The sequence below is a fragment of the Lentzea fradiae genome, assembly GCF_900100955.1.
In the GTDB taxonomy this organism is placed as follows: Bacteria; Actinomycetota; Actinomycetes; order Mycobacteriales; family Pseudonocardiaceae; genus Lentzea; species Lentzea fradiae.
Window position 1 is genome coordinate 17,913 of record NZ_FNCC01000024.1, and the last position, 15,273, is coordinate 33,185.

A 15,273-nucleotide genomic window follows, 5' to 3' on the forward strand; every position below is an offset into this window, starting at 1 on the left:
TCACCTGCCTCCCCGAAGGCTCCTCCGGCCGCGGCGCACGTCTCCTCGTGGCGCGGCCCGCTGCCGGCACGGCCGCCCGCGCCGACGCTCGATCACCCGCCGTGGCCGGCGTGCACGTCCGCTCTTCTCAAGCCACGCGGCACAACCGCGCTCCGGCCCGCCCCGCGTCCCACTCCGCGCCGAAACCGCGGTAGACCGTCACGGCCTCCCGCACCGCCGTGTCCGCTGCGGCGCAGGCGCCGCGCGCCACCAGCAGCGCGGCGGCGTCTTCCAGCGCTTCCGCCAGCTCCACCGGCCGGCCCGCCTCCCGGTACCGCGCCACCGCGTCGAGCACGAGAGAAGGCTCGCGGTCCACCAGTCCCCGGCAGCGCAGCGCCACCTCGACGGCTCCACCGCTCGTCCTGGCGAGCTCCGCCGCGTGCGCCGCCAGGTCGTGGTCACCCGCGAGCAGCGCCAGCCGCGTCAGCGGGGGCAGCCACCGCGGGTCGGGTGCCATGCGGCCGGGCGCGAGCACCCCGGTCAGCGCGGCGAGCGCCTCGTCCACCCGTCCGGCGCGTTCGGCGAGGGCGGCCTCGGCGGCGGCCCGGAAGCCGTCCAGGAAGTCCTCCCGGTGACCTGCCGCGGCACGCAGGTGCCGCGCCGCCTCGTCCACCCGGCCCTGGCGGGCCGCGACGAGCGCGGCGACACCGTGCGCGGGAGGCGTCGGACCGCGGTCCCGGGGCCACGGACTCGGTGTCGGCGCCTGGTGGCCGTCGACCAGCCGGAGCGCGTCCGCCCAGCGACCCCGCCAGTAGCACTGCGCCGCGGCGGCGGGGTGCGGTCCCGCCGCCCGCAGCAGCTCGTCGGCCTCGTCCAGGAGGTCGAGGTGCTGGAGGGTGAGCACCTTGTCGCCCACCAGGTCCGCGCGGACCTCCGGGGCGACGGGAACCGCGAGGGCCTGGTCGACCTGCCGCAACGCCTCGGCGTGGTCGCCGCGGGCCGTCGCGCTCCGCCACAGCGCGCGCCTGGCCTGCGCCACGGTGAAGTCGTCGCGCACCTCCCGCGCCAGCCTCAGCGCCTGGCGCGCGGCGGTCTCGCCCTCGTCGCCGGTCACCACGTCCGCGGTCAGCGCCTGCAGGCGGGCCCGCCAGACGAGAGGCGTGGTGCGGTCCGCGGCTGCCGACCGCACCACCTCGGCGGCGTCCACGGCGCTGCCGTCGCGGTGGTGCGAGGCGGCCAGGACCCAGCGCATCTCGGCGACCAGCTCGTGGTCCCTGGCGCGGGCCAGCGCGTAGCGGGCCTCGGCGTCGGCGCGGCGGCCGAGCCCGAACAGCAGGCGGGCCAGCCGGGCGGCGAGCCGGTCCCGGTCCCCTGGGGGCAGGTCCGGCAGCGTGACGGCCGACCGCAGCACCCCGACCGCGAGGTCCGGGTCCCGCGCCGCGACCGACTCGGCGTTGGCGACCAGCCAGTCCACCGCCCAGGGCTCGACGGCGGTCGGCGCGGTGGCCAGCTGCCGCGCGACCAGCTCGACGGGGGACCCGGCCGTGGCCAGGGCCCTGGCGGCCTGGCGGTGCAGCGAGGCCCGCACAGCGGCCGGGACGCCCAGGTAGAGGGCGCGGTGGACGAGGTGGTGGCGGAAGGCGAACCCGGCGTCCGCCTCGACCAGGACACCGGCAGCCATCGCCTCCTCCACGGCGGCGACCAGCTCGCTGACCGGCCGCCCCGTCACGACCGCGGCGTCACCGGGCGCGAACGAGGTGCCCAGCAACGCGCCCCAGCGCAGCAGGTCCAGTGCCTCCGTCGAGAGGAAAGCCAGCCGCCTGGCCAGCGCCGTCACCAGCGACGCCGGCATGTCGTGGTCCGCCACCCGCGCCTCGGCGACCCCGGCGCGCAGCTCGACGGCGTTCTCGCGCACCAGCGCGTGGACCACTTCCTCGACGTAGAGCGGGTTTCCGCCCGCGCACCCGGCGATCCGGTCCAGGCCCCGGCCGGGCGCGGCGCCCACCATCCCGGTCACCAGCTCGGCGACCTCGTCGTCCGTCAGCGGTTCGAGGACGACCAGGCCACCGGCGTCCGCGACCGCGCGCCGCACCCGCGCCAGGTCCTCGCGGTGCGGCACCGGCCGCGCCACCGCGACCAGGAGCAGGGGAAGGCGGCGCGCCAGGCGGGACAGCCGGTGCCACAGCAGCACGCTGGCCTCGTCGGCCCAGTGGAAGTCGTCGAGCGCCAGCACCAGCGGGGCTTCCGAGCTCAGCTCGCGCACCAGTTCCACCAGGCGTTCGATGATGGTGAGCACGGGGTCGCCCGGGGCCTGGCGGCCGCCCGCCAGCGCCGGCAGGTCCTGGGCCAGCTCACCGCTGCGCGCGTCGGCGGACGTGACCGACACGTCGAGAGCGTCGAGCACCGGGCGGAGGGGGAAACGTCCGGCCTGCTCGTCGGCCGCGGCACGGGCGACGCGGGCACCCGCACCGGCCAGGCCGGCGGACAGCAGCGACGACTTGCCGATCCCCGCCTCACCCTCCAGCCACAGGACTCCGCCCCGGCCACCGGTCACCTCGGCCACCGCGCGCCGCAGCACGTCGAGCTCCCGCCGCCGGCCGACGAAGGGAGCCGCCTGTCGTGCCTCGCTCGCGGTCGCGGGGGACGTGGGAGGCGGGGCGGGGGTTGCCGGGGACTGTTCTGTCGCGGGTGGACGGTGGGCTGGCTGACCCTCCAGCACCCGGCGCTGAGCCTCGCGCAGCGCGCTGCCGGGCTCGATGCCGAGCTCGGTCGCCAGCACGTGCCGGGCGTCGCGGAACACCTCCAGCGCCTCGGCCTGCCTGCCACCCTGGTGCAGCGCGGACATCAGCAGCGCCCGCAGACCTTCGCGCAGCGGGTGCTCGACCGTCAGCGCCGACAGCTCGGCCACGACGCCGGCGTGCCTGCCGAGCAGCAGCTCCAGCTCGGCACGCCGCTCCACGGCGGCCAGCCGCAGTTCGTGCAGCCGCGACCGCTGGGACTCGGCGAACCGGCCCGGCACGGAGAACAGCGCCTCGCCCTCCCACAGCGCCAGTGCGGCGTCCAGCTCCGCCACCGCCTGCCCGGGGTCGGTCCGCGCCAGGCCCTCCGCCCGTTCGCGGTGCCGGTCGAAGCGGTGGACGTCCACCGCCTCGGGGTCCAGCCGGAGCGCGTACCCGGCTCCCGACGACACGAGCACCACCCCGGCCGACCGCTTGGACCGCTCCGGTTCCAGCGCCCGGCGCAACGCGGAGACGTAGGTGTGCAGGCTCGCCCTGGCGGTCGCGGGCGGCGCGTCACCCCAGACCCCGTCGACCAGCTCGTCCGCGGAGACCGCCTCGTTCGCCCGCAGCGCGAGCAGGGTGAACACGGCGCGCCCGCGCGCTGTGCCGAGGCCGACCTCCGCGCCGCCGCGCCACGCGCGCACCGGGCCGAGCAGCCTGACCACCAGCGAAGCGGTCGTGCACAGCGACATCGGGACACCTTTCGTGTGGAGGTGCGGGCCGAACGGCGGAGCCAATGGCAGACCGGGCCGATGGTGTATTGCGCCGATCGGCATTGGGGGATCTCGTCCGGTCATGCCAGCATGGCAACGCTTCCTTAATGCTGCCTAAAAGAGTCTGTCTCAATAGCTGTTTCCGGCGGTCAACAGTCTGTCCACTCCTGTTTGGAGGGTCCCTGCCGTCTTCGCGCCAATTCGGTCGAAAGCCGTCGCCATTCCCGTTCGCGCGGAATGCGTGTGGCTGCTTGCAATGTGTCGGGGTGAAAGCCTCGGGCCTGTGAGTAGTTGTACTCCTCCCTGCTCACCAAGTCAGTGTGGCGTCGTGGAGTTCGACGTCAAGACGGGGTTCGGGTAAGACTTGAGGAGTTCGGGTGAACCGGCCGCGTTCGAATTGCGCGAGTGCGAGTGCGGCGGCTCGGCCGCTGTCTTTCGGCTGCTTTGAACGGGCAGCCGGAAGACACCCTCGAATTCCGTTGCGGATGGCCGAAACCGAGGTGCGCCGCTGTGTCGGAAAGGGACGGATCCGGGCATTCTCAGTCAGTGGAACGCGGAGGTGACCGGCGCGGTGCCGGTCGACTCCGCGCGGCGTCGCCGGCGGGCGTGGACGCGGCCACCGGCGGTGTACCACTGGACCGCGATGATCACGGCGATCACGACCTCGACCAGGTCGCCGCCGTAGTACATCAGTTGTGCGCCGGCGTGCGAATCGGCGGTGGTGAAGGCGGTCCCCGGCGGAGGGGTCGCGTAGAGGGCTTTGGCCAGGACGGCGTGGGCGGTGCCGGCGGCCAGCAAGGTGGTGGCGCGCCAGGCGAGGCTCCAGCGGCGCCTGACCGGGTCCAGCTGGCACACCGCGAAGGTGAACAGCAACCCGGAGACCACGACATGGAGGTGCACCGCGGCGTGCAGCAGCGGCTGGTGGTGGGTTCCGGCGAACAGGGGAGTCCGGTAGAGCAGCCACAGACCGCCGAGGTCCAGCAGTGCCGCCAGCGGCGGGAAGACCAGCACGGTCGCGGGAGTCGAGTGCGCCACGGCCAGCAGCGTGCGCCGTGGCCGCACCGGCAGCGCCCGCAGCAGAAGGGTCAGCGGACGGGCCCCCACCACCAGGACGGGGGCGACCATGGCGATCATCAGGTGCTGCGCCATGTGGGCGGTGAACGGGCCACCGGGCAGCGGCGCCAGAAGCGCGTACGCCAGCACGGCGCACCCGGCGGTGAAGCAGGCGTCTCGCCACTTCGGCCAGGCGTCACCCCGCAGACGCAGCCGGGTGCTGCCCGCCAGATAGGCACACGCGGCCAGCAGCGCCGTCACCGCGATGACGGTCCCGGTCACGCCTTGAGGCGCCGCGTCGTGCAGGTGGGGACCGCTCATGAGCGAAGCCCTCGCCGTGCGCGCACGGCGAGGACGACGCCCACGGCCAGCAGCGCCAGTGCCGCGCCGTTCCACGCCAGGTCGTAGACCGGCAAGTCGACGCCGTAGCGGATCTGGTGCAGACGCAGCACCTTGTGGTCGATGATCCCGTCGAACAGCTGGAAGCCGCCCAGCCCGAGGAACAGCCCCGCCCTGGCATGGGCCGGTGCGAGGGCATGACGGCGGCGCAGGTCGGCGTAGAGGACGAACCCGGCCACCAGGCCCAGCAGCTCGGCGGTGTGCAGCAGTCCGTCCGACACCAGCCCCACCGCCGGAGTGGACCGGTCGAAGAAGTGGTGCCACGCCAAGATCTGGTGGAACACGATCTCGTCGACCGCCGCCATCAGCGCCGCGCCGATCAGCGCGCACACGGCCAGCGACCTTCCGGGTTCCGGGGCAGAGGCGTGCCCGGCGGATTCGTTCATCAGGCGCGCGGTCCTCCGGTTGTGCGTCGGGTCACCGGGTGCGGGGCAGTGGTCCGACGCCTGCCTGGCGGCCGGGCCGCATCGAGGCGTGGCGCTGTCCGGGCCCGGGACCCGAGCGGGCGGCCAGGGCGTCGGCGACGACACCGGTGGCGAAGGCGTAGACGGACTTGTGCAGCAGGTCCACCGCCAGCTCACGGCGGGGCCAGGTCGGCGGCGGGGCGCCGACGCCGGTGGCGTTCTCCAGGATCTGGTCGTTGGTCACCCGGACGACGGTGAACTTCGCCGAGGACCACGGCCCTCGCAGCCCGGCGTGCGCCATGACCGAGCGCACCACGCCGAGCAGCACGCCTTGGCCGAAGTGCATCGCCAGGTTGACCGGCACCGGCTGCCGACCACCCGGCCGTTCCCGCATCCCGGTGAGCCGTTGCAGCACCCGTGCCGGCACGTGGGAGTCGGGGCGGCCGGTCAGGCGCTGTTCCAGCTTCTCTCCCAGCGTCATCACCACCACCCCGGCGGCACCGGCGACCAGCCCTTCCCACAACGCGCGTTTCATCATGCCGCTTCGAGTACCCGGCTGCGGGCGACCTATCCGTGGTCTCGTGCCGCGACCTATATCGTCAGCTGTGCGGGCCGGAAAGCGACGTGGCTCCGGGGACCCGCACACGACAGCGAGGACGGGCGATGAGACCGCTGACCTTCAGCGACGACAAGGACAACGAGCAGGAGTGGCTCCCCGGCGGGGACCAGTCCGCCGAGAACGGTTTCCTGGAGTTCGTCGCCCGCCACCAAGCCGCGGACAACACGTCGTTCGGCATGATGGACATGGCAGCCGAAGAGGCGCTGATGTTCCTGAAGGACATCGGCGCGATCTGCCGGGTCAAGGGGTGGCAGGACGGGCGCACCGAGTACCGCGTCGTCACGGGGAGCGGCGACCACCGCACCCTGGCGGCCGAGTTCGCCCGCGGCGGCTTCACCGCACTCGACCCGCACGGCCCGTGGCTGCCGGACGCCGAGACCTTCTTGCAGGCCCGAGCGGCCTTCCGCGAGCAACGAGTCACGGCCCTGCGCAACGCGACCCAGGCGCGGTCTCGTGACGAGGGCATCCGATCCGAGTTCGACAGGTCCGTCCTGCGACGGACCCACCCACGAGAACTGCGCCGCCGCCTCGAAATCCTGACCCGGGTCGACGGCCGCGAGCCGGTCACGGTCTCTGGCGTCACCCACTACGGCTACGGCACCGGCAACACCGTCAACGCCTGGTTCACCGCCGAAGGCCGCGGCCTGGTGCTGACGTACGACCGTTCCAGCCCTCTTGTGTCCACAAAGGACACTCATGCGCACGCGGCGCTGTACGATGGCGTCCCGGCGGACCTCCTCGCCCTGGTGAAGGACGTACCTGCAACGGACACGACGTTCAACATCCCGCATCCCGACGGCGGTACCTTGGTGGCCGCCACCGGGATCTTCACCTTCTCCGGTCCGTGTGCGATGGCGGACGGCCTGGTGACGCGCCTGGAGGAGGACGGGCTGGACATCGAGGCCACCGGCGTCACCCGGCTGCTCGACCACTTCCTCGCGGCGCGAGAACTCACCCCCGAGGTGCTCGCGGAGGCAGGGGCGCGGTGGAGCCAGGAGGACATGGCGAAGGCCCTCGCACCGGACGAGGCAGAGGCCGCGCCACTCGACCGCGAGGCGTTGACCAGGTTCTGCAAGATCTGGGCCGACACCGGCTACAACGACCGGTGGGACGTGCACTACGTCCTGTTCGACAGCCGCACGGTGGAGGAGGCGGGAGCGGCCCGCGACGACCTCCTGGAACTGGTGCGGACGCTGGGGCTCGAACGCGTCGACACCCCGCCGGGGGCCGCCACCGGTGAGGTGTGGGTCCGCACCGATCCCCGCATCGACGCGGAGCTCGGCAACTGGGCCTGAACGGCGGCAGGTCTCCTGTGCGGCCCGAACGGGCGCGATCACGCCGATGGACTTCGCTGAGCGCGTTTTCTCAGCCACACTCCGAACCCTGTCGCGACGGAGACGAGACCGCCGAGGGCCACGACACCGGCGCAGGACAAGAGGATCGCGGACGGCACGGTGGTCCAGCCCAGACGGTCGGCGGGAACGGGGCGCATCCAGCCGCTGGGATCGACGGACACGGTGAGGCGGCCACCCTCGGCCGTCTCGGTCGCGGGGTAAGCCGCCAGACGCCCGAGGTCCTGTCCGGTAGCGGCGTCGTCCACGTAGTAGGACCAGCCCGTCACGCCGCCGCTCTCGTTGTTCATCGGCGCGATGTAGGTGACAACAGCCTCGGCCGGTGCGCCGAAGTGCGCGTGGTAGATCTGCGCACCGGAGAAGTACGTGGTGGTGCCGCCCACGAACAGAGCTGCGAGAGCGGCGAAGAAGAACGCGATGAGCGCGTTGGCGGTCATGCCTCCGTCAGAGGGCTCCAGTTCCTCCACGAACTCGAACGCCAGGACGAAGCCGAACAGCAGCAGAGCCGCCACGAGCGGAATGCCGAGCAACGCCCACAGGGCACCACTGGGCTGAAGGATGAGGACCGCGAGCGTCGCGAACGCCACCAGCCAGCACACGACCAGCACGACCACGCCCGCGCACAGCAGCCCGAACGGCTTCAGCTCACGCATACGGGTGTTCTACTCCGCCGGACCGGTGTGGGCTCCCGCTTGCCAAGGACACCTGTTCAGCCCTCGTCGTGCAGCGAACGGAGCAACCGTTGTGCCCGTTCGTGTTGCGGGCGGGCAGGCCCGTGCCGTTCCAGCCCACCCGTCCGGCGGAGGAACGGTCAGCGGGACGCTTCCTTCACCGAGGCCACGGTGTCGTGGAACAGCCGCTCGCACCGCTGCCAGGGCGAGGTCGCTCGCGGCAGGTCCCGCAGCAGCGGCAACAGGTCCGCGGAGAACGCTTCGGTGGCCTCCAGCGGCACCAGCGACGGCAGGTTGTCGATCGCGATGAGGTCCAGCGGCGGCTCGTCGCGCAACGTCCGCGCGGGCTGCTCCCAGCTCGTCGTGCTGTCGTAGATCGGCAGGACGTTGAACGGCGAGCCGACGTCGCACGTCACGTCGCACACCGTTCGCAGCGCGCGTTCCGGTGCGTCGAGGTCGGCGGGACGCAGGAACGGTGGCACTGGCGCGGACGTGAGCACCGTGTTGACCATGAGCTCGTGCCGCAGCAGCGCCGGGCGGTCCAGGTCGCGCGTCTCGGCGACGTCCCAGCGCGTCGGCGTGACGCCCGCCGCCGTCAGGGCGCGGTCCGCGCCACGGCCGCACCGTCCCAGCGCACCGATCACGATGGCGCTCATCGGGTCGCCGCCGGACAGCCGCGCGTCCAGGTCGGGGACGGACGTCGGCCGCAGCGGCGCGTCCAGCTCGCCGCGGTGGTGCAGCACGGCCAGTGCCGCGCCCACGTAGCCCGCCCAGTAGCCGAACGCCGCCAGCCGCCTGCCCGAGTCGTCGGTGAGGTACTCCAGGTCGAGCAGCACGCCGCCGCCCGCGTCGAACCGGCGCAGCAGCCGTTCCGCGCCCTCCTGCTGCTTGTAGGCGTGGCCGAAGAACACGTGCCGGTGCCGCAGCTCGGCCGGCTGGTCCGGCAGTTCCTTGAGCCCGACCACGACGGCGTCGCGCGGCGCGTCGACCCAGCTGCCCGTCTCCGCCACGGTGCAGCCCGCGGCGGCGTACTCCTCGATCGGGTGCACGCGTTGCGCCGACTCCTCGACCGTCACGGCGAAGCCCTCGCGCACGAGCGCGGCGGCGTCGGCGGGCGTGATCGGCGCGCGGCGTTCCGTTGCCCGCACCTCGCTGCGCATCCACAGTTCAACCGTCATGCCGTGGAAGGTAGCGGTAGCGGCCGATCACCCGCCCGGCACGGCGGCGGGACGACGAGGACCCCGGGCACTCGGAGTGCCCGGGGTCCACACGCGAGTCCCGGTCAGACTCGGGTCCACCGCTGGTTGGCGCCGTCATGGCAGGTCCAGACGATCACCGCCGTGTTGTTCGCCGTGCCGTTGTTGTTGACGTCCAGGCACAACCCGTTTCGCGTGTTGCTGATCGTGCCGTTGCCGTTGAGAGTCCACTGCTGGTGCGTGCCGCCGTTGCAGTCCCACAGCTGGACCTTCGTGCCTGCGGTGGCGTTGGTGGGCGTCTCCAGGCACTTGCCGAGCAGCTGCAAGGTGTTGCCGCTCTGCGTGAACCGCTGGTTGGCGGCGCCGTGGCAGTCCCAGATCACCGGTTGGGTGCCGTTGGCGGTGGAGCTCTCGGGCGCGTCCACGCACCGGCCGGCCGACGCGCTGCGCAGCGCGAAGGTCGTGGGCAGCGGGGTGTTGCCGCCGCCGCTCACCCGGAACACCGCGGTGCCGTGGGCGGGGACGCTCGCCGAGATCGTGCCCGTGCTCGTCGAGGTCGCTCCCGTCCAGAGGTCGCGCAGGGTGAAGGAGCTCCCGGACTTGCCGATGGTGCTCGCGGTCGTCGAGATGGTCGTGGTGCTGTTGCCCTGGTTCAGCATGGCCACCGCCACGTCGCCGTTGGCGAGCCGCTTGGCGAGCACGCGCCGGGTGCCGTCGGAGGAGACCTGGACGCCTTGCAGGCCCAGGGGGTCCTGGTTGACCGCGATCAGGTCGCTGTTGTTGAGGATGCTCAGGGTGGCCGCGGACGCGTTGCGCACGTCGTTGCCCGCGATCAGGGGTGAGGCCATGACCGCCCACATGGCGAAGTGGCTGCGCTGCTCGGTGTCGGTCATGCCCCCGTTGCCGACCTCCATCATGTCGGGGTCGTTGAAGCCGCCGGGCCGGGCGTACGAGGCGAGCGGGACGGTCCAGTCGATGATGTTCTTGACGCCCATGAACGAGTTGCCGTCACTGCCGGTGTCCCACCGGTTGGTGATGTCCTCGGTGGTGCGCCACATGTTCGCGACGTCGCCCCAGTCGCGCAGAGGGCCGGTCTTGGCGTGGATGCTGTTGGGGTTGATGCTGTAGACGATCGGCCTGCCGGTGGCGGCCAGCGCGTCCCGCATCTTCGCGAAGTCCCTGACCTGGTCGTCGATCGAGCCCTGCGGCGAGCACCAGTCGTACTTGAGGTAGTCCACGCCCCACGCGGCGAACTGGCGCGCGTCCTGCTCCTCGTGGCCCTTGCTCCCGGTGGATCCGGGGAAGGCGTTGAAGTACTGCGCGCACGTCTTGGCCGCCGGCACCTGGTAGAGGCCGAACTTCAGGCCCTTGCCGTGCAGGTAGTCCCCGAGCGCCTTCATCCCGCTGGGGAAGCGGGTGGGGTGCGCGCGGAGGTTGCCCTGGGAGTCCCGCTCGGGGTCGAACCAGCAGTCGTCGACCACCACGTACTGGTAGCCCCGTGCGGCCATGCCGTTGGCGACCATGGCGTCGGCGGTCTGCCGGATCAGCTGCTCGCTGATGTTGCAGCCGAACGTGTTCCACGTGTTCCAGCCCATCGGCGGGGTGCGGGCCACGCCGTTCTCCAGGGCCTGGGCCGGAGCGGCGGCGGTGGTCGTCGCGGTGACCGCACCGGCGACCGCCAGGGCGGCGGCTGCCAGCAGCGCGGCGAACCGCCTGCGGTGGGGAGACAGGGGTGATCGGGTCATGGCGTTCCTTCGTCGATGTGGTCTGGCACCGTTGCCGGTTTTTCCGCTGCGGCGGACACAATTCGACACCTTCGATGATCGACCGGACGGAGGGTGTCGAATTCGATTCGATCGCAACGTTAGCGCTAACAATTCGCGGAATACGACTTTCCCGGATCGGATGCCCGTCTGTCAATGTCCGGCCGGATTGACGACTCGGCGAGTGGTCGCTGCGGCACGCCGGTGCGAACCGTTCATTTGGTGCTTCTTGCTGGGAGTAGCCGCTGGTCAAGCTGCGGTCTTGCCTCGTTCGGGTCCTGGCTGGGGATTGGTTCGTAAAGGAGCGCTGTGAATGTGAGCGTTAAAGCGGCAAAGTCGTGCGGGACTGGCGGTGGTGGCCGGACTCGGGGTGGCCGCCCCGAGTGGACCAGTGCGCGGATGGTCCCGACAGCGCAAAAGTCCGTGGTTCCGTTGACGGTTTCCGGGTCGTGCCTGAAACTTCAGTTCTCGAATTGATTTCCGTCGCCGCGTCCGCCTCTCTCCACCCGAAGGAGTGCTCAGTGACCGGCAGTTCAAGCCGCCTCCGCACCCGTTGGACAGCCGTCGCGCTCGCGGCGGCGTCGCTCACGCTCGCCGGATCGGCGATCGCGCTCACCCGGACAGCCCCCGCCGAGGCCGCCGTGACCGTCGCGGCGGTGGAGGACGACGGCGCCGGTTGCCAGGTGACGCTGCCCGGATCCACGCCCTCGAACTCGCGGTTGCCCGATCCGTTCACCCGGATCGACGGCACCCGCATCACCTCGAAGTCCGACTGGCGGTGCCGGCGGGCGGAGATCCGGGAGCTGGCCGAGCGCCACGTCCTCGGTGACAAGCCCGCCAAGCCGACCGGTGTCACTGGCACTGTCTCCAGCGACCGCATCACCGTGAACGTCTCGCACAACGGCCGCAGCGCCACCTTCTCGGCGAGCGTGCAGCTGCCCAGCGGCACCGGCCCGTTCCCCGCGGTGGTGGTCTACGGCGGGTTCGGCGCGGACACCGCCACCATCAGGGCCGCCGGTGCCGCGGTGATCAGCTACGACCCGTACGCGGTGGGCCAGGAGGGCACCGGGCGCGGCAACAAGCAGGGCGCCTTCTACACCCTGTACGGCAACACCAGCTCCACCGGGCTGCTCGCCGCTTGGGCCTGGGGCGTGAGCCGGATCATCGACGTCATCGAGTCCAGCGGGGGCACCGTCCTGAAGGCCGACGCGACCGGTGTGACCGGGTGCTCGCGGTTCGGCAAGGGCGCCTTCATCGCCGGTGTCCTCGACCAGCGCATCGGCCTGACCATGCCGATCGAGTCGGGCACCGCGGGCGTGCCGATCTACCGGGGCGTCCCGGGAGAAGGTGCGCAAAGCCTGAGCAGCGCCTACGGCGAGCAACCCTGGTTCGGTGACGCGTTCGGCTCCTTCACCGGCAACCCCGCCGCCCTGCCCGTCGACACCCACCAGCTGGTGGCCATGGTCGCCCCTCGCGGCCTGTTCGTCATGGACAACCCGCACATCGCCAACCTCGGGCCCCGTTCGGCGTCCGTGGCGGCGCTGGGAGGCGCGGAGGTCTACAAGGCGCTGGGCGCGGGCGGCAACATCACCTACCACTCCAACGTCTCCAACGGCAGCCACTGCGCCAACCGTCCGGAGTGGACCGCCCCGCTCCAGCAGAACATCGCCAAGTTCCTGCGCAACTCGGGCAGCTACACCGGTTCCATCCAGATGCACAGCAGCGCCACCGGCAACCTGTCCCAGTGGCGTGACTGGACCACCCCCACCCTCTCCGACGGACCGACCACGACGACCACCACGTCCACCACCACCACCACGACCAGCACCACCACGACGACTACGACCACGACCACGACACAGCCGGGAGGTTGCACGGCGTCCGTGGCCCTCAACCAGTGGACCGGCGGCTTCGTCGCCACCGTCAAGGTCACCGCGGGTTCCGCACCGCTCAGCGGCTGGAAGGTCTCGATGACCCTGCCTTCGGGAGCGGGCATCACCAACGCCTGGAACGTCAACCGCAGCGGGAGCTCCGGGGCGGTCGACTTCACGAACGTCGCTTTCAACGGCTCCGTCCCGGCCGGCCAGTCGGTCGAGTTCGGCTACCAGGCCACCGGCAGCGGTGCGGGGATGTCCCCCACCTGCTCGGCCGCCTGAGGTCGGTCCCGGTGCGGGGCGGCGGCCCCGCACCGGGACGGGCCGCGAGGTCATGGTGTCGACAGGTCGAACTTGCGGACGGTGACCGCTCCGCCCAGGGCCTGGGTGGCGTGGTTGAAGATGCCGAAGCGGTAGCCCATGAAGAACTGCCAGGTGTTGTTGAGGGTGAAGCTCGGCCCGAGCGCGGTGAAGTTCGTGCCGTCGGTGCTGTAGGAGAAGCGGGCGACGCGGTTGGCGCCGGGTTGGATGTCGGCGTTGATCCGCAGCCACACCCGGCCACCGCTGATCGCGGCGCTCGCGGCTTCGCTGCCGGTGCTGGTGGTGCGCCAGTTGCTGTCCATGGCCAGGCCGGTGGTCATGGACACGCGTGTCTGGCCGTTGTCGCGTTTGACGCCGATCCAGGCGGAGGACTGGCGCAGCATGGCGAGACCGGACCGGTCGCCGTCGCGCATCGTGCTGTAGTCCAGTTCGATGGTGGCGGTGGAGGTCGGTCCCTGGATGCGGTGGGTGAGGGTGTTGCGCGCGGCGTACAGGTCGTTGGTGACCGTGGCCGTCTGCAACGTCAGCCCGTTGTTCACCGAGTACCGGCTGGTGTCGGGGTCGTGGTTCCACTCCCACTGCGGGCCCAGCGTCGTGCCCGCGAAGGTGTCGGTCCCGGTGAGCGGTGTGACCGGGCGCGTGGGCAGCGGCGAGGGGTAGTTGACGCCCCATCGGCCGTTGACCGTCTGCAACGTCGGCCAGCCGTCCGCGGTCCAGGTGATCGGGGCGAGGGCCGGGACGCGGCCGCCGGGGTAGGCGTCGACGAACGACATGTAGTACCAGGACCCGTTCTGCGTCTGGACCAGGCCGCCCTGGTGGGGCACGCCGCCGCCGGAGATCGGCCCCGGCAGGTCGAGCAGGACCTGGCGCAGGGTGTAGGGGCCGAACGGGTTGCTCGCCTTGAGCACGTACTGGCCGTTGGCGGGCCGGGTCAGCCAGATGTAGTAGCTGCCGTTGCGCTTGTAGAAGCGCGCTCCCTCAAGGGTTCCGATGTTCGACGGGGTCTGGAACACCTGCTGCGCGCGGACCTGGCTGCGGCCGTCGGCGGACAGCTGGGCGACGCTGATGGTGCCGTTGCCGTAGGCGACGTACATGGTGTCGTTGTCGTCGATGAGCATGCCCGCGTCGTAGTAGCACTGGTCGAGCTGGGCGTGCCGGTTCCACGGCCCCTCGACGCTGGGCGCGGTGTAGATGTAGGTGTCGTTGAACTCGATGCACCCGGCCCAGTAGTAGGTGCGGTTGCTCGGCCGGTACTGCAAGGTCGACGCCCAGATGCCCTTGACGTACGCGCGTTGGTCGTTGGTCAGGTCGTACTTGCTGCCGAAGTCCAGCGAGGGCACGGAGTGGCCCGCGAACTCCCAGTTGACCAGGTCGTAGGAGCGCAGGATCGGCGCGCCGGGGGAGTAGTGCATGGTGGAGGCGGTCATGTAGTAGGCGTCCCCGACCCGGATGACCTCGACGTCGGCGAAGTCCTGCCACACCACCGGGTTGGTGTACTGCCCGCCCGGTGCCGGGGTCGTCGTGGTGGTCGTGGTTCCCCCGCCGACGCGGACGAGCTGCCACTGCTGGTTGGTGCCGCCCCAGTCGGAGTACTGCACGATGTTGGCGCCGTCTGCGGTGGACGCGTTCTGGACCTCGACGGCCTTGTTGCTGTTGCGGTTGATCAGGCGGACGTGGCCGCCGTCGGAGTCGGCCAGGCGGAACTGCTGGTTGGAACCGTTGCCGTCGGCCCACTGGACGACGTTCGCGCCGTCGGCGGTGGAGAAGTTGTAGACGTCGAGCACCTTGCCGGAGTGGCGCGACTTGAGGCGGTAGTAGCCGCCGCCGGAGTCGACGAACTGCCACTGCTGGTTGTTGCCGTCGTTGCGGGTCCACTGGGTGATCCGCGCGCCGTCGTCGGTGGCCAGGTTGTAGACGTCCAGCGCCTTGCCGCTGTTGCGGTTGACCAGGACGTACCACGCGCTCGTGTCGACCGTCGCCGCCGAGCTCGGAGTGCCGGCGAGCGCGGCCATCACGGTGCCGAGGAACGTGATGACGGCGGCGGCGAGGGCGCCGGTGACCCGGCGCCGTCGAGCGGAGGATCGTTCTTTCACGGAGGTGCTCCTTACTCTGCGGGACAGCCGACACGGACGAGTTGCCACGGTCGCGG

The 15,273-nt window shown here is 71.5% G+C and carries 10 protein-coding genes; 2 read left to right on the forward strand and 8 right to left on the reverse strand.

All coding sequences use genetic code 11. The features are described 5' to 3' along the window. Nucleotides 1-127 precede the first annotated feature (127 nt). The 4 genes from BLT23_RS37595 to BLT23_RS37610 all read right to left on the reverse strand — a co-directional run bounded on the left by BLT23_RS37595 (nucleotide 128) and on the right by BLT23_RS37610 (nucleotide 5,866). Nucleotides 128-3,451: an ATP-binding protein gene (locus BLT23_RS37595; RefSeq protein WP_176947122.1), complete on the reverse strand. Its 3,324-nt coding sequence runs from the start codon at nucleotides 3,449-3,451 to the stop codon at nucleotides 128-130. A gap of 564 nt (nucleotides 3,452-4,015) precedes the next feature. Continuing rightward, the gene (locus BLT23_RS37600; protein ID WP_090059735.1) at nucleotides 4,016-4,846 is read right to left on the reverse strand and encodes a cytochrome c oxidase assembly protein; all 831 of its coding nucleotides are present in this window, start codon (nucleotides 4,844-4,846) and stop codon (nucleotides 4,016-4,018) included. Further along, nucleotides 4,843-5,310 (reverse strand): DUF2243 domain-containing protein, encoded by a 468-nt coding sequence (locus tag BLT23_RS37605; RefSeq protein ID WP_090059737.1) that lies wholly within the window; start codon nucleotides 5,308-5,310, stop codon nucleotides 4,843-4,845. Before BLT23_RS37605 ends, BLT23_RS37600 begins: the two co-directional genes overlap by 4 nt. A 31-nt stretch (nucleotides 5,311-5,341) precedes the next feature. Then, entirely contained in the window at nucleotides 5,342-5,866 is a 525-nt protein-coding gene (locus BLT23_RS37610) for a hypothetical protein (RefSeq protein WP_090059739.1), read from the reverse strand. A gap of 125 nt (nucleotides 5,867-5,991) precedes the next feature. Between BLT23_RS37610 and BLT23_RS37615 the strand changes: the two genes are divergently transcribed. Beyond that, entirely contained in the window at nucleotides 5,992-7,242 is a 1,251-nt protein-coding gene (locus BLT23_RS37615) for a DUF6357 family protein (RefSeq protein ID WP_090059741.1), read from the forward strand. A 38-nt stretch (nucleotides 7,243-7,280) separates the two neighbouring features. On the opposite strand, the gene BLT23_RS37620 is transcribed toward BLT23_RS37615, so the two are convergent. The 3 genes from BLT23_RS37620 to BLT23_RS37630 all read right to left on the reverse strand — a co-directional run bounded on the left by BLT23_RS37620 (nucleotide 7,281) and on the right by BLT23_RS37630 (nucleotide 10,911). Continuing rightward, on the reverse strand, nucleotides 7,281-7,952 hold the full coding sequence (locus BLT23_RS37620; RefSeq protein ID WP_090059743.1) for a hypothetical protein: 672 nt from the start codon (nucleotides 7,950-7,952) through the stop codon (nucleotides 7,281-7,283). A 158-nt stretch (nucleotides 7,953-8,110) separates the two neighbouring features. Next, nucleotides 8,111-9,148 (reverse strand): saccharopine dehydrogenase, encoded by a 1,038-nt coding sequence (locus BLT23_RS37625; RefSeq protein ID WP_090059745.1) that lies wholly within the window; start codon nucleotides 9,146-9,148, stop codon nucleotides 8,111-8,113. Nucleotides 9,149-9,252: 104 nt separating this feature from the next. Then, nucleotides 9,253-10,911, reverse strand: a complete 1,659-nt coding sequence (locus BLT23_RS37630; protein ID WP_090059747.1) for a glycoside hydrolase family 27 protein — start codon at nucleotides 10,909-10,911, stop codon at nucleotides 9,253-9,255. Nucleotides 10,912-11,450: 539 nt separating this feature from the next. Between BLT23_RS37630 and BLT23_RS41955 the strand changes: the two genes are divergently transcribed. Beyond that, nucleotides 11,451-13,085 (forward strand): glucuronyl esterase domain-containing protein, encoded by a 1,635-nt coding sequence (locus tag BLT23_RS41955; protein ID WP_090059749.1) that lies wholly within the window; start codon nucleotides 11,451-11,453, stop codon nucleotides 13,083-13,085. 50 nt (nucleotides 13,086-13,135) lie between these two features. On the opposite strand, the gene BLT23_RS37640 is transcribed toward BLT23_RS41955, so the two are convergent. Further along, nucleotides 13,136-15,217, reverse strand: coding sequence for a family 43 glycosylhydrolase (locus BLT23_RS37640; RefSeq protein ID WP_245744569.1), 2,082 nt, complete (start codon nucleotides 15,215-15,217; stop codon nucleotides 13,136-13,138). Nucleotides 15,218-15,273: the final 56 nt, after the last annotated feature.

Excerpts from the sequence above, each read along its gene's own strand:
- BLT23_RS37595 (WP_176947122.1), bottom strand. The coding sequence starts at position 3,451 with ATGTCGCTGTGCACGACCGCTTCGCTGGTGGTCAGGCTGCTCGGCCCG.
- BLT23_RS37600 (WP_090059735.1), bottom strand. The coding sequence starts at position 4,846 with ATGAGCGGTCCCCACCTGCACGACGCGGCGCCTCAAGGCGTGACCGGG.
- BLT23_RS37605 (WP_090059737.1), bottom strand. The coding sequence starts at position 5,310 with ATGAACGAATCCGCCGGGCACGCCTCTGCCCCGGAACCCGGAAGGTCG.
- BLT23_RS37610 (WP_090059739.1), bottom strand. The coding sequence starts at position 5,866 with ATGATGAAACGCGCGTTGTGGGAAGGGCTGGTCGCCGGTGCCGCCGGG.
- BLT23_RS37615 (WP_090059741.1), top strand. The coding sequence starts at position 5,992 with ATGAGACCGCTGACCTTCAGCGACGACAAGGACAACGAGCAGGAGTGG.
- BLT23_RS37620 (WP_090059743.1), bottom strand. The coding sequence starts at position 7,952 with ATGCGTGAGCTGAAGCCGTTCGGGCTGCTGTGCGCGGGCGTGGTCGTG.
- BLT23_RS37625 (WP_090059745.1), bottom strand. The coding sequence starts at position 9,148 with ATGACGGTTGAACTGTGGATGCGCAGCGAGGTGCGGGCAACGGAACGC.
- BLT23_RS37630 (WP_090059747.1), bottom strand. The coding sequence starts at position 10,911 with ATGACCCGATCACCCCTGTCTCCCCACCGCAGGCGGTTCGCCGCGCTG.